Origin of the sequence: Micromonospora sp. DH14 (assembly GCF_029809455.1) — a bacterium.
Classification (GTDB): domain Bacteria; phylum Actinomycetota; class Actinomycetes; order Mycobacteriales; family Micromonosporaceae; genus Micromonospora; species Micromonospora parva.
The window spans coordinates 133,628-155,237 of record NZ_JARVKT010000011.1; the positions used below are offsets into that span (position 1 = coordinate 133,628).

The following is a 21,610-nucleotide window of genomic DNA, read 5'->3' on the forward strand; positions in this document are numbered from 1 at the left end:
ACTGGGTAAAGATGGACCCCATGACCGAAGCGCGCTCAGCTGGACAGAACGACGAGCCCGGCCCCGACGACTCCGGCCAGTCCGGCACCGTGGTGGTGGTCGGCCCGGACGGTCGGCCGATCGGCACGATGCAGACCGACGAGGGCCAGGGTGAGGACCCGACGCGCCTGGTCGAACAACCGGCCAAGGTGATGCGGATCGGCAGCATGATCAAGCAGCTGCTGGAGGAGGTGAAGGCCGCACCTCTCGACGACGCCAGCCGCCACCGGATGCGGGAGATCCACGAGCGGTCGATCGTCGAGCTCAAGGAGGGCCTCGCCCCCGAGCTGCGCGACGAGCTGGAGCGCATCTCGCTGCCCTTCACCGAGGACAAGGCCCCTAGCGAGGGCGAGCTGCGGATCGCGCACGCCCAGCTCGTCGGCTGGCTGGAGGGCCTGTTCCACGGCATCCAGGCCGCGCTGGTGGCCCAGCAGATGGCCGCCCGCGTGCAGCTGGAGCAGATGCGCGGCGGCCGGCAGGCGCTGCCCAGCGGCCCCGGCGGCATCGTCCCCGGGATGCCGGGCATCGGCCAGCCGGGCGGCGGCGAGGGTCACAACACCGGTCAGTACCTCTGACCTCAGTCCACCCCGAAGATCCCCTCCAGGTACGCCGCCACGCCGTCCTCGGTGTTCGCCGTCGTCACGTCGTCGGCGACCGCCAGGACGGCGCGGTGCGCGTTGGCCACCGCCACCCCACGGCCGGCCCAGGTCAGCATCGGTACGTCGTTGGGCATGTCGCCGAAGGCCAGCACGTCCGCCGCGGCCACCCCGAGCTGGTCGCAGTACCAGGCCAGCCCCGCCGCCTTGGTCACCCCGGCCGCGGAGATCTCCACCAGCCCCGAGGACGACGAGTGGGTGGCCTCGGCCAGCCCCGCCACCGCCGTGGCGATCAGCTCGGCGAAGGCGTCCGGGTCCTGCTCGCCGGCGCGGGCGAGGAGCTTCACCGCCGGCACCGAGAGCAGTTCCTCCGGCGTTTCGATCGGCCTGATGCCGTCGGCGTCGGCGTCCCAGCGCAGCGGGTAGTGCGCCTCGTGCCGCATCTCCCGGCTGTCCAGGATCTCCACGGCGAAGCTGATCCCGGGCACCTCGGCCCGTAGCCTCCGGGCCACCTCCGCCAGGTGCTGTGGTGCGAGCGGGTCGGCCCGCACCACCTCGTCCTCGAACGGGTCGTAGACCACGGCGCCGTTGGCGCAGACCGCCGGCAGCGGCCGGGCGAGCTGGTCGTACACCATCTTGAGCCAGCGGACCGGACGGCCGGTGACCAGGACGACCGGCGTGCCTCCCGCGGAGATCCGGGCGAGCAGGTCGGCGGTGCGTGGGCTGACGGTGTGGTCGTCGCGGATCAGCGTGCCGTCGATGTCGGTGGCGATGAGGCGGGGCGTGTTTCCCATTACCGGGACAGTAGCCGGTCGAGATACACCGCCACCCCGTCGTCGTCGTTGCGCAGGGTCACCTCGTCGGCGACGGCGCGCAGCGCGGGGTGCGCGTTTGCCACCGCCACTCGCGACCAGCCGGCCCATCCGAACATCGGCAGGTCGTTGGGCATGTCACCGAAGACCAGCACGTCGGCCGGGTCGACCCCGAGGGTCTGCGCCACCACTGTCAGCCCGGTCGCCTTGTCCACGCCGGGCGGGCAGATCTCGACGAAGCCGAGCCCGGCCTGGGTGAGTGTGGCGACCTGCGGCGGGATGATCTCGCGGGCCACCGCCAGCAGTTCGTCCACGTGGTGGTCGGCGGTCCGGGCGAAGGCCTTGATCACATCGGAGGCGAGGCACTCGTCACGGGTGCGCGCCTCGAAGCGGTCCTGGTAGGGCCAGCTCTCGTGGTAGTCACCCCAGAGCGGGGCGTCGTGCTCGTCGGACGCCTCGACCATGACGGTGAGCGGGCCGACCTGCGCCTCCAGATCGGCGAGCAGCCGGGCCAGCACCTCGGCGGGCAACCGCTCGTCGCGGAGCACCACCGGGCCGCTCGGGTCGCTCTGGTCGACCACCCATCCGCCGCCGGCCATGACCAGGAAGTCGGCGGCGCGGATGTCGTTGCGGGTCAGTTCGCTCAACCGAGGGCCGCGTCCGGTCGCGCCGACCACGGGAATTCCGGCGGCGCGCACCCGGTCGAGCACCCCATGGGTGTACGCGGAGACGGTGTCATCGCTGCGGACCAGCGTCCCGTCGAGGTCGGTCGCGATCAACTTGGGCAGTCCCGGGCGGGTCATCGTTCCTCCTTCGCCCGCCGCCGTCGCACCTGCCATGGCCAGGGAGAGCGCGGCCCGGCGTGACGGCGGGCAGCAACCGTACCTCGCGAAAAGGGCCTCAACCATGGCTTCCAGGCGAATCGGACCCCAACCCCCGGCACCCCTGCGGTGTCCCCCGCGCGCCGCAGCCTTCTCGCGCCGGTGCGACCGCCAGCTCAGCGCTCATCCCAAGATCGTGCTCAATCAAGGAAGTAGTGGCCTGCGGGCCGCGCAGATACCACTACATCAATGGTCAAGCACGATCTTGCTGGGGGTGGGCCGGGGCTTGGGCGTGGGGCAGTGGGGCTCGGGGGTCGGCCGGGGCCGGGGACCCGGGCGTGGTGGGGCGGGCTGTTGTCGACGTGGGCTGGGGTGACCGTGGGGGTCAGCGCTGTGGGTCGGGGCGGGTGAAGGGGGCGGCGGGGGTGACGGTCAGGTCGGCGGGGGCGGGTAGGCCGTCCTCGATCGGGTCAGGGTTGCGGCGGCGGCGCCAGGGGCGCGGTGCTGGCCCGTCGGCGGGCGGGTCCTCGTCCGGCGGGTCGAACGCGCCGGGGGGTGCGGCAGGCGTCAGCCGCAGGGCGGCCGCGAACAGCACACAGGCGGCGAACGCCATCACCAGCCCACGGCCGTACTCGGCCCGGAAGCCGTCGTCGGGCGAGTAGAAGAAGTCCCGCTGACTGGGGTCGTCGAGGGTGGCAGTGGCGGCCACCAGCAGCGCCAACAGGGCACCGGCCAGAGCGAGACCGGCCAGCCGGGCGTTCGGCCGCACGGCCGCCGTGCCCCACAACGCCAGCACCACGGCGCAGACGAGGGCGAGCAGGCCGACCAGGTAGCCCACCCCGAAGCCACCGACCTCGGACACCCCGGCGGGCACCTCGATCGTCGAGTTCCCCTCGGGCCCGCCGTTCGGCAGGCTCATCACCAGCCACTCACCGAGAAGTGAGGCGATCGCGGCCACCGCGCCCAGACCGGCGAGCAGCAGCGGCAGCCGAGGATCCTGCGCGAGGCCGGCCAGGGACCAGGCGAACCGGCCCCGCCGGGTCGTGTCGACGGCACCCCACTCGATCACGGCGGGGGCCTCGGATCGGTCGCCCTGCCGGGGGATTGGAAGCTCCTCGGACATCGGCCACCCTTCCGCCGGTCTCGGGCCTGGGTCGCATCATGGCACAGCAAGCTGGTGGTGACAGGGATCGCAGGGCTGGCGAGCGCGCCGGTCTGTCGCTCGGCGGTCGCGTTTCCGCTAGCGTTTGCCCCATGCCAATCCGTACCGCTTCAGCACAGTGGCAGGGCAACCTCACCGAGGGCGCGGGCACCGTCCGCACCGGTAAGGGCGGCCTGTCCGGCAACTACTCCTTCAAGTCGCGCTTCGAGGAGGGTGAGGGCACCAACCCCGAGGAGCTGATCGCCGCCGCGCACGCCGGCTGCTTCTCGATGGCGTTCTCCAAGGCGCTTGCCGACGCGGGCTCGACGGCCACCTCGGTCGAGACCACCGCCAAGGTGCACCTGGACAAGACCGACGCCGGCATGACCGTCACCCGGATCGACCTGGAGACGGTCGGCCAGGTCCCGGGCATCGACGAGGCGGAGTTCCAGAAGCTCGCCGAGGCCGCCAAGGCCAACTGCCCGATCTCCCGCCTGCTCTCGCCGGGTGCCGAGATCACCCTGAGCGCCCGCCTGGCCGCCTGAGCAAGCCGACCCACACCGCGTACGTCCACGGAAGAAGCCTCCGCCCGTTCCCGGGTGGTCGCTTCTTCCGTGCGGGTGCGAAAACGGCGTGCGGGTGTGAGTGACGGCCACGGTCGTCCAGCAGAGCCGGGCCGCCTGCCCCCGCGTCGGGCACAATGGGCGAGGTGCCGGTGGAGATGAGCCGTGAGCGCTTCGAGGAGTTGGTCGGCGAAGCCCTCGACGAGGTGCCCGAGGAACTGCTCGGCCTGATGAACAACGTGGTGATCCTGGTCGAGGACGACCCGCCACCGGGAGAGGCCGACCTGCTGGGCCTCTACGAGGGGCATGCGCTCACCGCGCGCGGTTGGGACTACTCCGGGGTGCTGCCGGACCGGATCTTCATCTACCGTCACCCCATCCTGCGGATCTGCGACAACGACGAGGACGTCATCGACGAGGTGGCCGTGACAGTCGTGCACGAGATCGCCCACCACTTCGGCATCGACGACGCGCGGCTGCACGCGCTCGGCTGGGGCTGACCCCGCCGCTCGCCGCTCCAGCCGCCCCCGCTCCCGCCGCTCGGCGCCCCCGCCGCTCGACGGCCGCGACGCGCCGCCCAACCGATGGCTGGTGCTTGCCGGGGTCGCCTACCGTCGGTGCAGCGAACGCGACCCTATTCAGGAGGCCCTTTCATGCGCAGCGAGCTGTTCTCCACGGAGAATCTGGAGAAGGAGTCCGCGCAGCCCGGCATGCGGTTGCAGAACTCCAAGATGTTGAAGATCGAGCTCAACGGCGAGGCGATGGCCCGGGTCGGGTCGATGGTCGCCTACCAGGGCAATGTGCAGTTCCAGGCGCTGGGCTCGGGCGGGCTGGGCAAGTTCCTCAAGCAGAAGCTCACCGGCGAGGGTGTCCCGCTGATGAAGGTCTCCGGCCAGGGTGACGTCTTCCTCGCCGAGTTGGCCAAGGACGTGCACATCATCGACCTGGAGCCGGGCGACGCCCTCTCCATCAACGGCAGCAGCGTGCTCGCCTTCGACTCCACCCTCCAGTACGACATCAGGATGGTCGGCGGTGCCGGGATGGCGTCGTCGTCCGGCCTCTTCAACTGTGTCTTCAGCGGCTACGGGCGGATCGCCATCACCACCAAGGGCACCCCGGTCGTGCTCAACGTGGACGCCCCGACGTACGTCGACCCGCAGGCCGCCGTCTGCTGGTCGGCCAACCTCCAGACCGGCTACCACCGGGCCGAGCAGCTCGGCCTCGGCACGCTGCTCGGCCGTCGCACCGGTGAGTCGTTCACCATGAGCTTCGCCGGTCAGGGCTTCGTCGTGGTGCAGCCGTCCGAGGAGCCGCCGGTCATGGGCAGCGGCCAGCAGCAGCAGGAGGGCGGCCTGCTCGGCGGCCTGCTGAGCTGACCACCACGGCGGCGTTGAGCTGACACAGCGGCGGCGCTGGGCCGACCACGGCGGCGTGGGCGCTCCCGGTCCTCGGGGGCGCCCGGCCGGTCAGGTCAGCTCACCGGTACGCAGTCGGGTCAGCCACGCCGCCGCGTCGGCGTAGTCGACGTCGGAGAGGCCCGCCGGTGCGGGTACCGGGCGTTGGCCCGCCGTCCCGGCCCACCGGTGCCGGGGATAGGAGCCCAGGAAGCGGACGTCGGCACAGACCCGACGGAGCCCCTGCAACGCCTCGCCCAGGCGTACGTCGGCCACGTGGCCTGTGCAGTCCAGGAAGAAGACGTAGCGGCCCAGCGCCTCGCCGGTCGGACGGGACTCGATCCGGGTCAGGTTGACGCCCCGGACGGCCAGTTCCATCAGCACGGACAGCAGCGCGCCGACCCGGTCGTGGGCGATGTAGACCGCGAGCGAGGTGAGGTCGTCACCGGTCGGCGGCGGGGGCGGCCCGGGGCGGGACACCAGCGCGAACCGGGTCACCGCGTCAGGGTGGTCGGCGATCTTGTCGGCGAGTGTCGTGAGCCGGTGCCCGGAGGCGCCGATCGGCGCGCAGATCGCCGCGTCGTACTCGCCAGTGCCGGCACCGGCGGCGGCCGCGCCGTTGGAGAGCACATCGACCACCACGGCGTCGGGCAGGTGGTTGCGCAGCCAACCCCGGCACTGGGTGGACGCCTGCGGGTGGGCCGCCACGGTGTGGATCTCGCTCAGCGAGGTGCCGGGCCGCGCGGCGAGCACGAACTCCACCGACAGGACCACCTCCCGGGTGATCACCAACGGCTCGCCCTCGGCCATCTCGTCCAGCGTGACGCCCACCGCGCCGCCGATCGAGTTCTCCAGCGGCACCAGCGCGGCGTCGGCGTCGCCGGCCCGGACGCTGTCCAGCGCCTCGCCGACGCTCCGGGCGGGCGTACGGGTGCCGCGCTCGGCGGCGGGCAGGGAGCGCAGGGCCTGTTCGGCGAAGGTGCCCTCCGGCCCCAGGTAGACGAATCGCGTCGGCGGTGTTCCCGGCATGCCGATCAGCCTACGCACCTGGCCCGTTGGCCGGGCCGGCGTCACAGGCCAGGGTGCGGATCCCGGCCGGACTGACGGCGCGTACCTCGATGGTGCAGACGTCGGTGCCGGCGGTTACCAGCACCGGGGCGCTGGGTCTGCCCCGGGTGACCACCTGGAGTTCCTCGTGCCCGGTCACCTCCAGCACCGTGAACTGCCAGTCGCCGGCACAGAGTGGCCCGGTGCGGACCCGCACCCGGACGTTCGCCGGCAGCACTCCGGCCTGGCCGCGTAACAGTTGCAGCACCCGCTGCCCGGTCGGTCCGTTGCGGCACGCGGTCGCGACCAACCCGGCGTCCGCGGTGGGCGTCGCGGTGGCGAGCGGCGGTGCGGTGGGCGGCGTGGTCGTGGGCGCGGTGCTCGGGGCGGGCGTCGTCGGGCTCGCGGTGTGCGTGGGCACGCCCGTCGGCTCTCCCAGCCCGGGTGGGGCACCGCAGCCGGCCAGCACCGCGACGGCGAGCACCATCGGCAGGACCCGGGTGATGGTCGGCGTGGGTATGCGATCCGCTGCTCGCTCGTCAGTCGCCGGTGGGGGGTGGATCGTCGCCTGCGGTGCGGGGGGAGCGGGGTGGGGTGGGGTGAACGGCACGGGCCGATCCTCGGGACATCGGAGAATTCGTCGCGGCCGGGGTGGCCGAGCCCATCGTAGGGTGAGCGGCCGATCGGGTGAAGGTCAACCGGTGACGCGGTGCCCGGCACGCTGGAGGGCCGCCGTTCCCTCGGTCAGCCGAACGGTCGGCACCAGCAGATAGTCGGTGTCGAACGTGGAGAACGTGACGGCGCTGACCCGGGCCTCGGCGAGCGGGTCGACGAGCGCGGCCAGGCTGCCGGCGCCGGCCAGCGCCACCGGGGCGGTGACCCGCAGACAACGCCAGGTCGTCTCCAGTACGGCCTGTGCCGGTGCCCGGTCGAGCGGGCAGATCACGGAGATGCCGTCGGAGGTCCAGCTCACCGTCACCACGTCTGCGCCGCGCAGCCCGCTCGACAGCGCGTACGGCAGGGTGCTGCCGGCGGCCATCCGGCACACAGCGTATTCCCCTGGCAACAGGGCGATATCGAGCATGAAGGCACCCTACGGCTTCCCGGGGGGCCCGCCCGGGCAACGCCGCGTGCGGCACACGACACACTCCGCCGCAGGTCAGACCTCGGAGAAGCGGGTCAGACCTCGGAGAAGAAGGTGAGTGAGCCGGCCACGGTGCCGTCGGTGAGCACCGGGGTGGAGATCGCGTCGACTGTCGCGTCGGAGCTGTTCGCCGAGGCGGCCTGCACCCGGAGCAGCCCACGGGCCAGCCGGCCGGAGGAGAGCGCCAGCAGGGGCGGGATCTTGTCGATCTCGGCTTCGGTCAGCTCGCCCCGGTTGGCGGTGAAGTCGAGCAGGCGCAGCCCGCCGTCGAGCAGCGGTCGGCCGATCAGCCCGTCCGGCTCACCGAGGCAGAGCAGGTCGCAGCCGGCCGTGGAGATCGCCACCACCCGGGTCTCGGCGTCGATCAGCAGACACGGCTCATCGGCCCGGGAGACTGTCGACGACCATTGGCCGACGTTGTCGGACTCCGGCTCTGTCGAGGCCCGCGCCGCCGGCACGAACGCTTCCGAGAGCGAAAGTTCGACGTGGGCCACCGCGCCTCCTATGTGCACCGATCGACTGTCCACGCTAGCGGGTCGCCGACGGAATCACCGAGCGCACCGGGTCACCGGGCCGCGCGGGGTTGACCGGGGCGACCGGTGACGGCGCGGAGACCGGTGAGGTGAAGGGGGACCGGGGCCGCGTGGCGTCGCCGGTGACGTTACCGGCGGTGGGCCGGCTTGTCAGCGGCCGTTCGGCCCTCGTCGTACCACCGGTAGTCGGCGGTTGGACGGTACGTGCCGTTCAGCCAGGTGCTGGGGTGCTGTGCGACCCGGGAGAGCTTTTCGGCGGTGGCCGGGCTGATCCGGCTGCCTCCGGCCACGAGCAACCGGTCCAGTTCCCGGTGGGTGGCCATCAGACAGTCCTTCGGAAGGCCGTAGACGCTGATGACGCCGGAGCCGACGAAGGTCAGCACCGGCGTCACCGGGACGGGCAGCCCCACCGCGTCGGAGAGGGCCTTGCTGGCCCGCTTGGCGTCCCGGCGGGACTCGGCCACGTACGGGGGCCGTTTGCCGTTGATCTGCACCACGTCGCCGGCGACGAGCACCCTGGCCCGGCCGTGGTCGGCGATGGTCACGGCGAAGAGACCGCTCGGCCCGATGGCGAGGAACCCGGCCCGGTCGTCCTGCCCGCGGTCGAGCACGTCTGTCACGTCGGTGCGCGGCCACTCGATCACGTGCCAGGCGGGCCCGAGATGGTCGAGTTGGCCCAACGCCCGTGCCCCGGCCGCCTCCAGGCGGCGGGCACCCCGCTCGGCCCGACGACGGCGGGCCCATTCGAGCGGTGTCGGACGGACCGGTTCCAGAACCCCCGGCGCCTCGACGCGGGGGTGTGGCACCGCGACGGGCGGCAGTGCCCGAGCGGACGGTACGGCTCGTCGTGCGGGAAAGACAGTCATCGCGACCTCCGGCAAAAGGTCCCTCGAAGTTATGTCCTCACTACCCTACGTTGCCACTACCGGTGTTCGGCAAGCCGGAACGCCGGAGTGACTGTGGATGAATGCCATATTCATCCACAGTTCTTTTCTCGGATGCCGCTAAACCCTGCCCTACGCTGCGGGAGTGACCCACTACGTCGACAGTGAAGTCGGGCGGCTCGGCACCGTACTGCTGCACCGGCCCGGCCCCGAACTGGCCCGGCTCACCCCCCGCAACAACGACTCGCTCCTGTTCGACGCGATCCCCTGGGTGGGACGCGCCCAGGAGGAGCACGACGCGTTCGCCGCCGCCCTGCGCGAGCGCGGCGTCGAGGTGCTCTACCTGGCCACCCTGCTGGCCGAGACGCTCGCCGTCGCGGACGCCCGGGCCGAGCTGACCGAGGAGGTGCTGCGCTCCCCACGGCTCGGCGACACCCTGCGCGCCCGCGTCGCCGACCACCTCTCCTACCTGGACCCGGCCGCCCTGGCCGACGTGCTCACCGCCGGGCTGGCCCACGAGGAGTTGCGGATCAGCTCGGAGCGGCCGGGTGGGCTGGTCTACACGCTGATGGACCGACACGACTTCGTCATCGACCCGCTGCCCAACTTGCTGTTCACCCGCGACTCGTCGCTGTGGATCGGCGACCGGGTGGGTGTCACCAGCCTGGCCATGCCGGCCCGCCGCCGCGAAACCACACTGACCGACGCCATCTACCGCCACCACCCCCGGTTCGCCGGCACCGAGTTCGTCTACCGCCCCAGCCTGGAGCACCTGGAGGGCGGCGACGTGTTGCTGCTCGCACCCGGGGTGCTGGCGGTCGGTGTGGGCGAGCGGACGACCCCGGCCGGCGCCGAACGCCTCGGCCGGCAGGTCTTCGCCGCCGGCCTGGCCCACACCATCCTGGTGGTGCCGATCGCCCAGGAGCGCGCCACCATGCACCTGGACACCGTGTGCACGATGGTCGACGTGGACGCCGTGCTGATGTACCCCAACATCGCGAGCACGCTGTCCGCGTACACGGTGATCGCCGGCGGGGACGGCGAGGACCCGCGGGTGGACGGGCCGGCACCGTTCCTGCGGGCCGCCGCCGACGCGATGGACCTCGACCTGCTCCGGGTCATCGACACCGGGCTGGATCCGGTCACCGCCGAACGCGAGCAGTGGGACGACGGCAACAACACCCTCGCGTTGGCCCCACGGCTCTGCGTCGGCTACGAGCGCAACACCGAGACCAACGCCCAACTGGAGCGGGCCGGCATCGAGGTGATCCCGATCGCCGGGTCCGAGCTGGGCTCCGGCCGGGGCGGGCCGCGCTGCATGTCCTGCCCGATCACCCGCGAGCCGCTACCCGTCAACGGCTGAACGGGACCGCCCGGCTCAGCGCAGGGTGAGCTGGCGGCCGAGCAGCCCCTGACGGGCCCGACGGTCGGCGGCGTCGAGCGGGTCGGTGACGGTGAGCGCCTCGGCGTACCGCTTGGCGAACTGCGCCACCGGCTCCTCCCACTCGGCCGCCGGGGTGTCCTCCGGCAGGTCCCAGACCGGTACGAGTCGACCGTGCGCGCGGAACATGCCGGCGAACTTGGTCTGCTCGCCGAGCGTCAGGGTGCCGGCCGCGCCGAGGCGGGCCAACGCGTCGAGGGCGGAGTCCTCGTCGTCCGGCAGCACCCAGCGCACGTGCGCCTTCTCCGGCACCTGACACCAGTACGCGGCCTTCGCCGCTGTCAGTCGCACCGTCGGGTAGATGGCCGCGTTCGCCCGCTCCAGCGACGCCTGGACGGTCGGGTCGTCGGCGGCCCCGGGGTCGAGCCAGAACTCGAAACCGTCGTGCATGGTGATGTCCAGCGGACCGTCCACGAGGATGTCCTGCAGACGGGGCCCGGGCCCGGGCAGTGGCGGCACTGCCACCTGGCCACCCGGCTCGGTACGCAACGCGCTGAGCAACGCGTCGGCCAGATCCCGGGAGACGTCGCCGGACTGCTGGTGGCGCTGGAGACCGATGAGCACCCGGCCGTCCGGCTTGGTGATCGCCGGGGCGGCCATCGGCAGCACGGTGGCGAGCGTCACCGCCCGGTCACCGAACTCCTCGATGAGGTCGGGCGCCAGCCGCAGAGGGGCGGAGGCGGCGGGCACCAACTCGCGCAGCGCGATCCACTCGGACTCGTCGACCAGTCCGTCGAACGGACGCGGCACGAAGACGTCCCGCACCTTGTCGCGGCGGGGGGTGGTGTCGGCGGCGGTGCGCTGGCTCTTTCGACGCTTACTCACGGCGTCACAGCCTAGAGCCCCGAGCGGCCCGCCGTGGCCGGGACCCGCCCGGGCGGCCCTCAGCCCGCCGGCACCAGGTCGGGTCGAGATGCCGGTGCCAGGTCGAACTCCGCCCAGACGCGCTGGCCCATGCCGTCCTGTTCGACGCCCCAGCGGGTGGCCAGGCCGGCAACGATGTGCAGCCCGCGCCCGTCCGCCGAGTCCGGGCTGGCGGTCCGGAGCCGGGGCCCGCTGTTCGCGCCGCCGCCGTCGGTGACCCGCAACTGGATCAGTGCGCCCTCGGCCGAGGGCCGCAGCCGCCAGGCGACCCGGATCACGCCGCCGGGCAGCGGTCTGGCGTGCCGCACCGCGTTGCCCACCAGTTCCGCGAGCACCGCGATCAGGTCCGCCAGGAGCGCCGGGGGTACGGCCCCGGCCAGTTCGGCGGCGAGCCGGTGTCGGGCCAGCCGTGCCCCACCCGGGTGGTGGGGAACCACCACGCACCAGGATTGATCCCTCGCTACCGCTGCCGCTGCCACCGTCGCCTCCACGTCGCGCCACCCTCGGTCAACCGCGTGGTAGCCGCACCTCTGCGACCGTACCGCCGCCGTTCCTCGGACGTAGGGATACCCATCCATTCTGCTGTTCAACGATCCGGCGGACGAGATAGAGGCCGAGCCCGGCACCCGGGTAGCCGCGACGGTCGCCGGACTCGCCCTGCCAGAACCTGTCGAAGGCCCGCTCCACGTGCTCGGGTCGGATGCCGATGCCCTGGTCGCTGACCCGGAACGCGACCAGTTGCCCGTCGACCGAGGCGGTGATCTCGATGGGTGAGTCCGGTGCCGAGTACTTACCGGCGTTGGTCGTCAACTCGGTGAGCACGGTGGCGAGACTGGGCCGGTGACCGAGGGCCTTGGGCAGATCGCCGGGGAGGCGGAGCACCAGCCGGCGGCGCAGCTCCGCCGGCAGGTCGACGACGGCGGAACGCAGCGCCTCGCCGAGGTCGAACGGGGTGGGCGGGTCGTCGCCCGGCCCCACCTCGGCCGCCGAGCTGAGCAGCCGGTCGACCAGCCGGGCCAGATCGTTGGCGCGTTGCCCGATCACCCGGGCGGCCTGCCGACGGTCGACGTCGGTCAGCGACTCCCAGTGGTCGGTGAGGGTGTCCGCGTAGCCCTTGATCACCGTTACCGGGGTGCGCAGCTCGTGGCTGGTCACCGCGACGAACAGCTCCCGGTCGTGGTCGCGGCGCTGCTGGTCGGTGATGTCGCGGAAGGTGACCACCCGCAACGTGCCCGGCCCGGGCAGCTCGCCGGAGGTGATCCGCAGCCAGCGGCCGTCCGGCAGTCGGTGGTCGCGAACCTGCCCGGAGGGCGGCAGCGGGAACGGCAACGGGTGGTTCAGCGCCTGCTCGACCGTCCGGCCGGTGACCTGGGCGGCGGCCGGGTTCCAGAGCCGGACGTGCCCGTCCCGGTCGACGACGGCCAGCCCGTCGGCGAGGGCGGCCACCACCGGACCGTCACCGTGCACCGGCAGGCCACTCTGGTCGCCGTACATGTGCCCGACGCAGGACGCGAGGTAACCGACCACCCCCTGCTGCTCGGGGCCCGGCTCGTCGTCGCCGGGATAGAGCGCGTGCAGGCTGCCGACGGTGTGACCGCCGATCTCGGCCCGGGAGACCACCATCCGGCGCAGGCCACTGCCGGCCAGTTCGCCGGCGAGCTTGCCGTTGAGGTCACCCACCCGCACCTGGCGCACCCGTGGCCCGGCGAGCAGGCAGACGGTGTCGGGGTCGTCGACAGCCAGTGGTCGGCCGAGGGCCCATTCGGCCACGCCGGTAGCGGCGATCACCCGGCCACCTGTCGGACCGAACTCGACGAACGCCATCCCGGTCGCGCCGAGCGCCGGCTGGGCCACCCGGAGCAGCTGGGTGAGGACCGGCAGGCCCGCGTCCCCAGAGTTGATCATCTCGATCACGACGGTGTGGCCGGCGATGAGAGCGGGGAAATCGATACGCTCCGGCATGTGCCGAGTCTGCCCCGCCGTCCCGGTTTTGGGCACCCCCGCCCGGCCGATCGGCTCAGCGCTCCAGCCGGGCGAGGGCGTACGCCGGCCGGTCGGTGATGACCCCGTCCACCCCGGCGGTCAGCACCAACTCCAGGTCGGCCGGTTCGTTGACAGTCCAGACGTACACCTGGTTGCCGGCCGCGCGCAGTGCGGGCAGCAGCTGCGGGCGGGCCCGGACCAGGCTGATGCCCGGCCCGGCGATCCGGGTGCCGAACGGCAGCCGACCCAACCGCAACCAGCGCGGCAACACCTCCAGCAACAGCACGGTGGGCAACGTCGGGGCCAGCTCGCGCACCCGACGGACCGCCAACGGGGAGAACGACATGACTGTCACCTGCACCGGATCGTCCTGGGTCGGGTCGGCCAGCCCGTACCGGCGCAACAGGTTGACCAGTCGCCGTTCCACGTTCGAGCCGTAACGGGACGGGTGTTTCGTCTCGACCAGCAGCCGGACCGGCCGGCCGGCGGCGAGCACCGCGTCCAGGAGCCGGGCCAGGGTCAGCAGCCGGGTGTGCGACTCGTCCGGTGGCAGATCGCCGTCCGGCGCGCTGCCGGGGTGCCACGAGCCGAAGTCCAGGGCGTCCAGTTCGGCGAGCGTGCGCGCGCTGACCAGACCGCGGCCGTTGCTGGTGCGGTCGAGTCGTCGGTCGTGCACGCAGACCAGATGCCCGTCCCGGGTCAGCCGGACGTCACACTCCAGGCCGTCGGCACCCTCGTCGAGGGCGCGCAGGTACGCGGCGAGGGTGTGCTCGGGTAGGTCGAACGAGGCGCCGCGGTGCGCGAAGACCAGTGGCCCGCCCATTGCGCCGGCCTCAGATGACCTGGCCGGGCTGCCCGTTCGCGTCGACCACAGGTCGGCCGACGGCGGCCCACTGGCGCATCCCGCCGTCGGCGTTGCGCACCTGCTCCCAGCCGTTGTTGATCAGGTAGGCGACGACCTGGGCGGAGCGCCCGCCGGAGCGGCAGACGACGGCCACCTCCCGGTCGGTGGGCACCTCGGCCAGTCGGGCCGGCAGTTGCATCATCGGCAGGTGGTGGGCGGTGGGGGCGTGGCCGGCCGCCCACTCGTCGTCCTCCCGCACGTCCAGCAGGTAGGTCTCGTCGGCGATCTCGGTCACGGGCACGGTGGGAACCTGGGGTCCGAACACAGGAAGCAACACTAGATCCTCGTGGCCCGGTTCGGCACCGACCGGGCCGTCGACACCGTCACAACCGGGTCACCCAGCGGGGGTTGACCTGCGCCCAGGCCGGCACCCGGGTGTCGCGGAGCGCCTCGAACAGCCCGTTGCCCCCGTTGTCGAGCACCACGTACGAGACCTCGTCGATGGTCTGCGGCGAGGAGGGCACCTGGACGCCGCGCATCCCGTCGGGCGGCAGCGCGCGCAGCGCGAGGAGCAGGTCCTCCAGGGGTACGCCGTTGGTGTCGACTGTCAACGAGCCACCGACCGCCCGCAGCACCTGGTCGAGTTTGACGGGGTTGCTTCGCAGGTCCGCCCTGCCGGCGCTGTCCAGCATCGCCCGGAGCAACTGCTGCTGGTGGTGCTGCCGGTCGTAGTCACCGCCGGGCAGGTCGTAGCGCTGTCGGACGTAGTCCAGCGCCTGCGCCCCGTCCATCTGGTGGCAGCCGGTGGTGAAGACCCGGTTGGTGTGGATCGAGCGGACCTCGGTGTCCACGCACATCTGCACCCCGCCGAGCAGGTCGATGACCTTCCGGAAGCCGGAGAAGTCGATCAACGCGGCGCCGTCGAACTGGATTCCGGTGAGCCGGTGCAGGGTGGCGGAGAGCAGTTGGGCACCGGCCTGCCCGCCGCCGCCGTGCTCGTACGCCGCATTGATCTTGTCTTGACCGCCGCCGAAGCCGTTGGTGGGCGGGATGGCGACCAGCAGGTCACGCGGGATGGAGACCAGGTACGCCTCCCGCTGCCCGGCGGGGACGTGCACGATGAGGATGGTGTCCGAGCGTTGGTCCGGGCCGCTGTCGCCGGGGCGTCGGTCGGAGCCGACCAGGAGGTAGTTGAGCGGCCCGTCCAGGTCGGTGCGGGCGGTGCGGGCGTCGGGGTCGAGCAGTTGCTCCTTGGTCACCGTGCGGTCGTACCGGTGGCTGAGCGTCTTGAGCCCGACCACGGCGAGCCCGGCCAGCAGGACGAGGGCCAGGCCGACGCCGAGCATGATGCGCGACCCACGGGCACGAGGTGGCCGGGCGGATGGGGCCGCTCCGGCCCGGCCCGCTGCGTTCCGTCCCCACCTGGACGTGACCGCCTCCCCGCAGCCGATGCGTGAAACCTGCTCACGTCAGGCTACGGGCGGTGACGGGGCCGTCGCTGGCTTTCCGCGACTACCGGCGTCACTTGCGGGTGGAGATCACCTCGGGGTGGGTGAAGACGAACTCGGCGAGTTTGTCCTGCTTGACCGCCCGGAACATGGCCATCGTCTCTTCGTTCAAGCCCTCGGTGTTGTTGCCGTTGGCGTTGAAGGTGCCGTTGTTGGTCTTGAGCATGGTCAGCTCGTTGCCGGTGACCCCGCGCATGGTGAAGATGAAGTCCTCGATCGGCACGCCGCCGGTGTCCAGCACGAACGCCTTGCCCGCCGCCTTGATCAGCTGATTCATCTTGGCCGGGTTGGTCAACATCCCACCCTCGGTGGCCTCCTTGGCCATCGCCTTGATCAGCTGCTGCTGGTTCGCCTGCCGGTCGTAGTCGCCGTTCTTGAGGGTCTTGCGCTGGCGGGAGTAGTCGAGCGCGGCCCAACCCTCCATCTCCTGGCAGCCCTTCTTGTGCACCACCGGGGTCCGCGGCTTGCCGGTCTTCTTGGCGTCCGCGTTCCACATCGGCTTGCCGTCGACGTACGACATGTGCAGCGACTTGACCTCCTGGCTGACGCAGATCCGCACCGTGCCCAAGGCGTCGATGACGTTCTTGAAGCCACCGAAGTTGATGATCGCCGCGCCGTCGAAACTGATCCCGGTGAGCCGCTTGATCGTCTGGGCCATCAGCTGGGCGCCACCCTCCCAGCCGCCACCGTTCGCGGCACCGGCCTGGAACGCGGCATTGATCTTCCCGGAGCCGCCGCCGTAGCCGCTCTTCTCGAACGCCGGGATCTGCGCCTCGGTGTCCCGGGGGATCGAGATCAGGTACGCCTGGTCGTGGGTGGCCGGAATGTGCAGGATGATGATGCTGTCCGAGCGGACGTCGTCGGCGGCCCAGCGCTCCCGTGCGTCCACGCCCAGCAGCAGCATGTCGATCGGGCCGTCCAGGCTCGCCCCGCCCTCGGCGTCGGACTTGCCCGCCTCACCCAGCAGGTTGCCCTTCGCGATGCCGCCCGTCGCCTGCCCGATCAGCGCCTTGCTGCCGACGATGGCCACGCCGCTGCTCAGCATCAACACGGCACCGAAGACCACTGTCAGCCTGGCCCAGAGCGGGTCCTTGCGCTTGGTCCGCTTCTTCGACCCACCGCCACCCGGGCGGTCACCACCGCCGTCACCGCCGCCGCCCGGAGGGCGCGAGCCCGGCCCGCCACCAGCGGGGCGCGCCTGCGTGGGTATGGCCGCAGCGATTCGACCGCTGGGGGCGGCGGACCCGGGGGAAGAAGGGCGACGACTGGCCTGAACCGGCATGCGTGCTCCAGCTCGTGATCAGGAGGGGGCGGCACCACTGTACGTACATCAAATCGACTTGGCGAGTTCATCCCGGGTCAATCCGGACGTCGAATTTCGCAGACTCAGACGATCGTCGCTGTTCGATGACCCGAACGGCTGGTGCCCCTCGGGTTGGCGTCAGCCGCCGTCGTTGCTCTTCGGCGGGTTGGCCTTGACCCAGTCGGCCATCTTGTCCGCGGACATGGCCTGGTACATCGCGAGCGCCTTCTCCCGGTCCGATACCACCACCGACTCGCCGTTGATGGTGTCGCTGCCCGAGTTCGGGCTGGTCACAAAGGTGAGGTTCTGGCCGCGCAGGTTACGGAACTGCAGCGCCATGTCTGTAACCGAGAAAGACTGGTCGACGGTTACGGCCGCGGTCACCGACTTGAGGAAGTCGTTGAGCTTCTTCGGGTTCGCCAGCGTGCCGGTGCTGGCCGCCTTGTCCATCAGCGCCCGAAGGAACTCCTGCTGGTGCCGCATCCGGGCGAAGTCCCCGTCCGGGAACTGCTTGCGCTGCCGGATCCAGTCCAGCGCCTCCGCGCCGTCCATGTGGTTGGTGCCCTTGGTGAACGTCCGGTACGGCTTGTGGATCGACGTGATGGTGCGTTCCACCTTCAGGTCCACCCCGCCGAGGGCGTCGGTGACCTCCTTGAAACCGCCGAAGTCGATCGCCATCACATGGTCGATCCGAACATCGGTGAAGCACTCCACGGTGCGAACCGCCAGCGGCAGCCCACCGAACGCGAACGCCGCGTTGATCTTCGCGCGTGAACCGGAGCCGCAGTCCGCTCCGGCGCTTTCCGGGATCGGCACGTACAGGTCCCGGGGGATGGAGACCAGGTAGGCCTCCTGGTGGTCGGCCGGGATGTGCATGACGATGATCGTGTCGGCGCGCCACTGACTCTTGGTGTCGACCGGTGCGTCCGGGTCCCGCGAGTCGCTGCCGACCAGCAGGATGTTGAGCGCGCCATCGACGGTCTTGGCGGGCCGACCGCCGGTGATCTCCGCGAACGGGTCGGTGCGGGCCAGGTCACTGTTGAGGTTGCGGGCGTACAGCCAGGCGCCGACGCTGCCGAGCAGCGCCAGCACCAGCACCGCGACCCCGGCCACCAGGGCGATCCGGCCCCAGCGCGGTCGCGGGCCACGCCGTCCCGGCCCACCGGCGCCACCCGGGCCCCCAGGCCCGGTGGGCCCGGTCGGGCCGCCGGGCCGCAGCCGCTCCTCGTCGTGCGACGGGTAGAAGCGCGCCTCGCTCGGGCGGGCACGCCCGGGGGCGCTCCGGTCGGGGCCGGGCACCGACGCGCGCCCGGCGCTGCGGTGCAGGTACGGATGCGGGACGCCGGCAGACGAGGTCGCGGACATGTAACTCAGGGTACGTAGCGAGAGCCACTACCGCCTTCAGGCGACACTCAGCGACGGCCGGTACGCGCGGATCCGGTCAGCCGAGCCGCGTCCGGAAGTACTCGATGGTGCGTCGCAGGCCATCTTCGGGCGCGATCGACGGCTCGTATCCGAGCAGTTCACGCGCGAGCGTGAGATCCGGCCGGCGCATCTCCGGGTCATCCGAGCCCCGGGTGACATAGGTCACCTTCGAGCTGCTGTCGGAGAGCGAGACGATCAACTCGGCGAGTTGTCGCATGGTCAGCTCGTGCTCGGTGCCGCAGTTGACCGGGCCCGTCTCGGTCGAGTCGAGCAGCAGCAGGATGCCGCGCACCAGGTCCTCGACGAAGCAGATGGACCGGGTCTGGTTGCCGGTGCCGTGCACGGTGATCGGCTCGCCGCGCAGCGCCTGCGAGATGAAGGTGGGGATGGCGCGGCCGTCGTCCGGGCGCATCCGCGGGCCGTACGTGTTGAAGATCCGGACGATCGCCGCGTCGAGCCCGCGGTAGCGGTGGTACGCCATCGTCGCGGCCTCGGAGAAGCGCTTGGCCTCGTCGTAGACGCTGCGGACCCCGATCGGGTTGACGTTGCCCCAGTAGGTCTCCCGCTGCGGGTGCTCCTTCGGGTCCCCGTACGCCTCGGAGGTGGAGGCCATCAGGAACCGGGCGCCGTCGGCGACCGCGCGCTCCAGCAGGTGCAGGGTGCCGACCGAGCCGACCCGGAGGATCTCCACCGGCAGTTGGGCGAAGTCGGTGGGGCTGGCCGGGGAGGCCATGTGCAGGATCGCGTCGAACCGCTCGGCCAGCGCGGGGTGGTGGGTCGGCAGACCCTCGGAGATGTCGGCCTCGACGAGTGTGAAGGTCGGCCGGTCCAGCAGGTGGGCGACGTTCTCCTTGGAGCCGGTCACGAAATTGTCCAGCGCCACCACTGTGCAACCTCGGGCGATCAGGGCGTCTACCAGGTGCGACGGGACGAAGCCCGCTCCGCCGGTGACGAGGACGCGGTGACCGGAACCAAAGCGCTCAGCAACCTTCATACCGCTCAGCCTACCGACCGTCGAATTGGTGCAGGGGGTCCCCTGTTGACGTCGTGCGTCAAAAGGGGACCCCCTGTCGGGTACCGCTGTCAGTGCGCGCCAGCACCGGTGAGGGCGCGCACCTCCAGTTCGGCGTACTTGTCCTCGTCGTGTTCCTTGGAGATGACAGTGCCGATCCACCCGCAGAGGAAACCGAACGGGATGGAGAGGATGCCCGGGTTGGACAGCGGGAACCACTGCCAGTCGTGGTTCGGGAACATCGACGTCGCCGCACCGGAGACCACCGGCGAGAAGAACACCAGCAGCACCGCCGAGAGCAGCCCGCCGTAGATCGCCCACACCGCGCCGGAGGTGTTGAACCGCCGCCAGAAGAGGCTGTAGAGGATCGCCGGCAGGTTGCCCGAGGCGGCGACGGCGAAGGCCAACGCCACCAGGAACGCCACGTTGAGGTTCTGCGCGTAGATCGACAACAGGATGGACACCGCGCCGATCACCAGGGCGGAGATCCGGGCGACCCGCACCTCCTGCCGCTCCGACGCCTCACCCTTCTTCAGCACGTTGGCGTAGAAGTCGTGCGCCAGGCTGGACGACGAGGCCAGCGTCAACCCGGCGACCACCGCGAGGATGGTGGCGAAGGCGACCGCCGCGATGATCGCCAGCAGGGCTGCCCCGCCCAGTTCGCCGCCGAAGAAGTCGATGCCGAGCGCTTCGGCCAACTGTGGCGCTGCGGTGTTGCCGGCCTTGTCCTGCGCCGTGATCGCCTGGCTGCCGACCAGCGCCGCCGCACCGAAGCCGAGGGCCAGGGTGAGCAGGTAGAAGGTGCCGATGATGCCGATCGCCCAGAGCACGCTCTTGCGGGCCGCCTTGGCGGTCGGCACCGTGTAGAAGCGGATCAGGATGTGCGGCAGGCCGGCGGTGCCGAGCACCAGGGCGATGCCCAGGGACAGCAGGTCAACCTTGTTGTAGAAGGTCTGCGTCGAGTTGCCGGCGACTTCCACGCCGTACCGCAGCCCGGGTTCGAGGAACGCGCTGCCCTTGCCGGATGCCTCGGCCGCCTGACCCAGCAGTGCCGACAGGTTGAAGTTGAACTTGGCCAGCACCAGGATGGTCATCAGCAGCGCGCCGCCCATGAGCAGGAACGCCTTGACGATCTGCACGTAGGTGGTGCCCTTCATGCCACCCACCGTGACATAAATGATCATCAGCGCCCCCACCATGATGATGGTGGCCACCTTCGCGGTGTCCGCGTCCATGCCGAGGAAGGTCGTCCCCGGCCGGATGCCGAGCAGCAGCGCGACCAGCGCGCCGGCACCCACCATCTGGGCGAGCAGGTAGAAGATCGACACCGTGATGGTGGAGACCGCCGCCGCCGTACGCACCGGACGCTGACGCATCCGGAACGCCAGCACGTCCGCCATCGTGTACCGGCCCGAGTTCCGCAGCAGCTCCGCCACCAGCAGCAGGGCCACCAGCCAGGCGACCAGGAAGCCGATCGAGTAGAGGAAGCCGTCGTAGCCGTACAGCGCGATGATGCCGGCGATGCCGAGGAACGAGGCGGCCGACATGTAGTCGCCGCCGATCGCCATGCCGTTCTGGAAACCGGAGAAGGACCGGCCACCCGCGTAGAAGTCGGTCGCCGTCTTGGTCTGCCGGCTGGCCCAGATGGTGATGCCCAGGGTCACCGCCACGAAGACCAGGAAGAGCGTGATGGTCAGGTTGCGGGCGGTGTGGTTGCCCGCCTCAGCCGCGAGGAACGTCTCAACCGCGTGGACCGTGCTCATGGGTCACCTCCCCGATCTCGGCGCGGATCCGGTCCGCAATGGGGTCGATCTTCCGGTCCGCGTACCGGGAGTAGAGCCAGGCGATCAGGAACGTGGAGACGAACTGGAGCAGGCCGAAGACCAGCGCGACGTTGATGTTGCTGCCGAACAGCTTCGTGCCCATGAAGTCCCGGGCGTACGCGGAGAGAATGACGTAGAGCGCATACCACAGGAAGAACGCGACGGTCATCGGGAAGACGAAGCCGCGCAGCGCACGCCGCAGCCCGGCGAACTCGTCCGACCGTTGTACGGCCAGGTACTTGTCCGACTCGGAAGCGGCCGGAGCGGGTGTGTCCGTGGACATCTGTGGATCACCACCTTCACAGGCGTCAGAGGAGTTTCGCGCACCGTAAAGAGCGCACTCCCCGGCAGGGAAGGCTGAGATCGACGACGGTCGGCGAGTGCGCCGAGCGGTTGGCTGGCTGCGCCAAGTGACTCAGGTCACTGCGGTGAT

24 protein-coding genes are annotated in these 21,610 nt (G+C 71.1%); 5 read left to right on the forward strand and 19 right to left on the reverse strand.

Annotated features, from left to right (window positions below; translation table 11 throughout):
- The first annotated feature begins 11 nt into the window (after nt 1–11).
- Nucleotides 12–614, forward strand: a complete 603-nt coding sequence (locus tag QCZ28_RS16840; protein ID WP_030331726.1) for a bacterial proteasome activator family protein — start codon at nt 12–14, stop codon at nt 612–614.
- A 2-nt stretch (nt 615–616) separates the two neighbouring features.
- On the opposite strand, the gene QCZ28_RS16845 is transcribed toward QCZ28_RS16840, so the two are convergent.
- The 3 genes from QCZ28_RS16845 to QCZ28_RS16855 all read right to left on the reverse strand — a co-directional run bounded on the left by QCZ28_RS16845 (nt 617) and on the right by QCZ28_RS16855 (nt 3,391).
- Nucleotides 617–1,429 (reverse strand): HAD family hydrolase, encoded by an 813-nt coding sequence (locus QCZ28_RS16845; protein WP_030331725.1) that lies wholly within the window; start codon nt 1,427–1,429, stop codon nt 617–619.
- On the reverse strand, nt 1,429–2,250 hold the full coding sequence (locus tag QCZ28_RS16850) for an HAD family hydrolase (protein WP_030331724.1): 822 nt from the start codon (nt 2,248–2,250) through the stop codon (nt 1,429–1,431). Before QCZ28_RS16850 ends, QCZ28_RS16845 begins: the two co-directional genes overlap by 1 nt.
- A 403-nt stretch (nt 2,251–2,653) precedes the next feature.
- The gene (locus tag QCZ28_RS16855; protein WP_279517529.1) at nt 2,654–3,391 is read right to left on the reverse strand and encodes a hypothetical protein; all 738 of its coding nucleotides are present in this window, start codon (nt 3,389–3,391) and stop codon (nt 2,654–2,656) included.
- 131 nt (nt 3,392–3,522) lie between these two features.
- Between QCZ28_RS16855 and QCZ28_RS16860 the strand changes: the two genes are divergently transcribed.
- The 3 genes from QCZ28_RS16860 (at nt 3,523) to QCZ28_RS16870 (ending at nt 5,348) form a co-directional block, all read left to right on the forward strand.
- Entirely contained in the window at nt 3,523–3,954 is a 432-nt protein-coding gene (locus QCZ28_RS16860; protein WP_210859572.1) for an OsmC family protein, read from the forward strand.
- Nucleotides 3,955–4,124: 170 nt separating this feature from the next.
- Complete coding sequence (locus QCZ28_RS16865; protein ID WP_030331721.1) at nt 4,125–4,472, forward strand: metallopeptidase family protein; 348 nt, start codon at nt 4,125–4,127, stop codon at nt 4,470–4,472.
- Between the two features lie 153 nt (nt 4,473–4,625).
- On the forward strand, nt 4,626–5,348 hold the full coding sequence (locus QCZ28_RS16870) for an AIM24 family protein (protein ID WP_030331719.1): 723 nt from the start codon (nt 4,626–4,628) through the stop codon (nt 5,346–5,348).
- A 90-nt stretch (nt 5,349–5,438) separates the two neighbouring features.
- Here QCZ28_RS16870 and pheA read toward each other — a convergent pair whose 3' ends face one another.
- The 5 genes from pheA to QCZ28_RS16895 form a co-directional block, all read right to left on the reverse strand.
- Nucleotides 5,439–6,395, reverse strand: a complete 957-nt coding sequence (pheA, locus tag QCZ28_RS16875) for a prephenate dehydratase (protein WP_279517530.1) — start codon at nt 6,393–6,395, stop codon at nt 5,439–5,441.
- 10 nt (nt 6,396–6,405) lie between these two features.
- Nucleotides 6,406–6,900 carry a hypothetical protein gene (locus tag QCZ28_RS16880; protein WP_279517599.1) on the reverse strand — a complete coding sequence of 165 codons (495 nt, stop codon included), beginning with the start codon at nt 6,898–6,900 and terminating at the stop codon, nt 6,406–6,408.
- Between the two features lie 207 nt (nt 6,901–7,107).
- Complete coding sequence (locus tag QCZ28_RS16885) at nt 7,108–7,497, reverse strand: ACT domain-containing protein (RefSeq protein WP_279517531.1); 390 nt, start codon at nt 7,495–7,497, stop codon at nt 7,108–7,110.
- 95 nt (nt 7,498–7,592) lie between these two features.
- Nucleotides 7,593–8,051, reverse strand: coding sequence for a hypothetical protein (locus QCZ28_RS16890; RefSeq protein WP_279517532.1), 459 nt, complete (start codon nt 8,049–8,051; stop codon nt 7,593–7,595).
- Nucleotides 8,052–8,218: 167 nt separating this feature from the next.
- Nucleotides 8,219–8,956, reverse strand: coding sequence for a hypothetical protein (locus QCZ28_RS16895; protein ID WP_030331709.1), 738 nt, complete (start codon nt 8,954–8,956; stop codon nt 8,219–8,221).
- Between the two features lie 163 nt (nt 8,957–9,119).
- On the opposite strand from QCZ28_RS16895, the gene QCZ28_RS16900 reads away from it, so the two are divergent.
- A complete protein-coding gene (locus QCZ28_RS16900) occupies nt 9,120–10,337 on the forward strand; it encodes an arginine deiminase (protein WP_279517533.1) in 1,218 nt (405 codons plus the stop codon).
- 15 nt (nt 10,338–10,352) lie between these two features.
- Here QCZ28_RS16900 and QCZ28_RS16905 read toward each other — a convergent pair whose 3' ends face one another.
- The 11 genes from QCZ28_RS16905 to QCZ28_RS16955 all read right to left on the reverse strand — a co-directional run bounded on the left by QCZ28_RS16905 (nt 10,353) and on the right by QCZ28_RS16955 (nt 21,460).
- The gene (locus QCZ28_RS16905; RefSeq protein WP_279517534.1) at nt 10,353–11,240 is read right to left on the reverse strand and encodes a DUF5926 family protein; all 888 of its coding nucleotides are present in this window, start codon (nt 11,238–11,240) and stop codon (nt 10,353–10,355) included.
- Nucleotides 11,241–11,299: 59 nt separating this feature from the next.
- Nucleotides 11,300–11,719, reverse strand: coding sequence for an ATP-binding protein (locus tag QCZ28_RS16910; protein WP_279517535.1), 420 nt, complete (start codon nt 11,717–11,719; stop codon nt 11,300–11,302).
- A 67-nt stretch (nt 11,720–11,786) separates the two neighbouring features.
- The gene (locus QCZ28_RS16915) at nt 11,787–13,241 is read right to left on the reverse strand and encodes a PAS domain-containing sensor histidine kinase (RefSeq protein WP_279517536.1); all 1,455 of its coding nucleotides are present in this window, start codon (nt 13,239–13,241) and stop codon (nt 11,787–11,789) included.
- 55 nt (nt 13,242–13,296) lie between these two features.
- A complete protein-coding gene (locus QCZ28_RS16920; RefSeq protein ID WP_279517537.1) occupies nt 13,297–14,085 on the reverse strand; it encodes a glycerophosphodiester phosphodiesterase family protein in 789 nt (262 codons plus the stop codon).
- Nucleotides 14,086–14,095: 10 nt separating this feature from the next.
- A complete protein-coding gene (locus QCZ28_RS16925; RefSeq protein ID WP_030331693.1) occupies nt 14,096–14,431 on the reverse strand; it encodes a rhodanese-like domain-containing protein in 336 nt (111 codons plus the stop codon).
- 58 nt (nt 14,432–14,489) lie between these two features.
- On the reverse strand, nt 14,490–15,452 hold the full coding sequence (locus QCZ28_RS16930) for an LCP family protein (RefSeq protein WP_279517538.1): 963 nt from the start codon (nt 15,450–15,452) through the stop codon (nt 14,490–14,492).
- Nucleotides 15,453–15,627: 175 nt separating this feature from the next.
- The gene (locus QCZ28_RS16935; RefSeq protein ID WP_347815108.1) at nt 15,628–16,896 is read right to left on the reverse strand and encodes an LCP family protein; all 1,269 of its coding nucleotides are present in this window, start codon (nt 16,894–16,896) and stop codon (nt 15,628–15,630) included.
- A gap of 159 nt (nt 16,897–17,055) precedes the next feature.
- On the reverse strand, nt 17,056–18,282 hold the full coding sequence (locus QCZ28_RS16940; RefSeq protein WP_279517540.1) for an LCP family protein: 1,227 nt from the start codon (nt 18,280–18,282) through the stop codon (nt 17,056–17,058).
- Nucleotides 18,283–18,358: 76 nt separating this feature from the next.
- Nucleotides 18,359–19,336: an NAD-dependent epimerase/dehydratase family protein gene (locus QCZ28_RS16945; protein WP_030331686.1), complete on the reverse strand. Its 978-nt coding sequence runs from the start codon at nt 19,334–19,336 to the stop codon at nt 18,359–18,361.
- An 89-nt stretch (nt 19,337–19,425) separates the two neighbouring features.
- Nucleotides 19,426–21,117: a cation acetate symporter gene (locus QCZ28_RS16950; RefSeq protein ID WP_279517541.1), complete on the reverse strand. Its 1,692-nt coding sequence runs from the start codon at nt 21,115–21,117 to the stop codon at nt 19,426–19,428.
- Complete coding sequence (locus QCZ28_RS16955) at nt 21,095–21,460, reverse strand: DUF485 domain-containing protein (RefSeq protein WP_030331682.1); 366 nt, start codon at nt 21,458–21,460, stop codon at nt 21,095–21,097. The genes QCZ28_RS16950 and QCZ28_RS16955 overlap by 23 nt, the downstream gene beginning before the upstream one ends.
- Between the last annotated feature and the right edge of the window lie 150 nt (nt 21,461–21,610).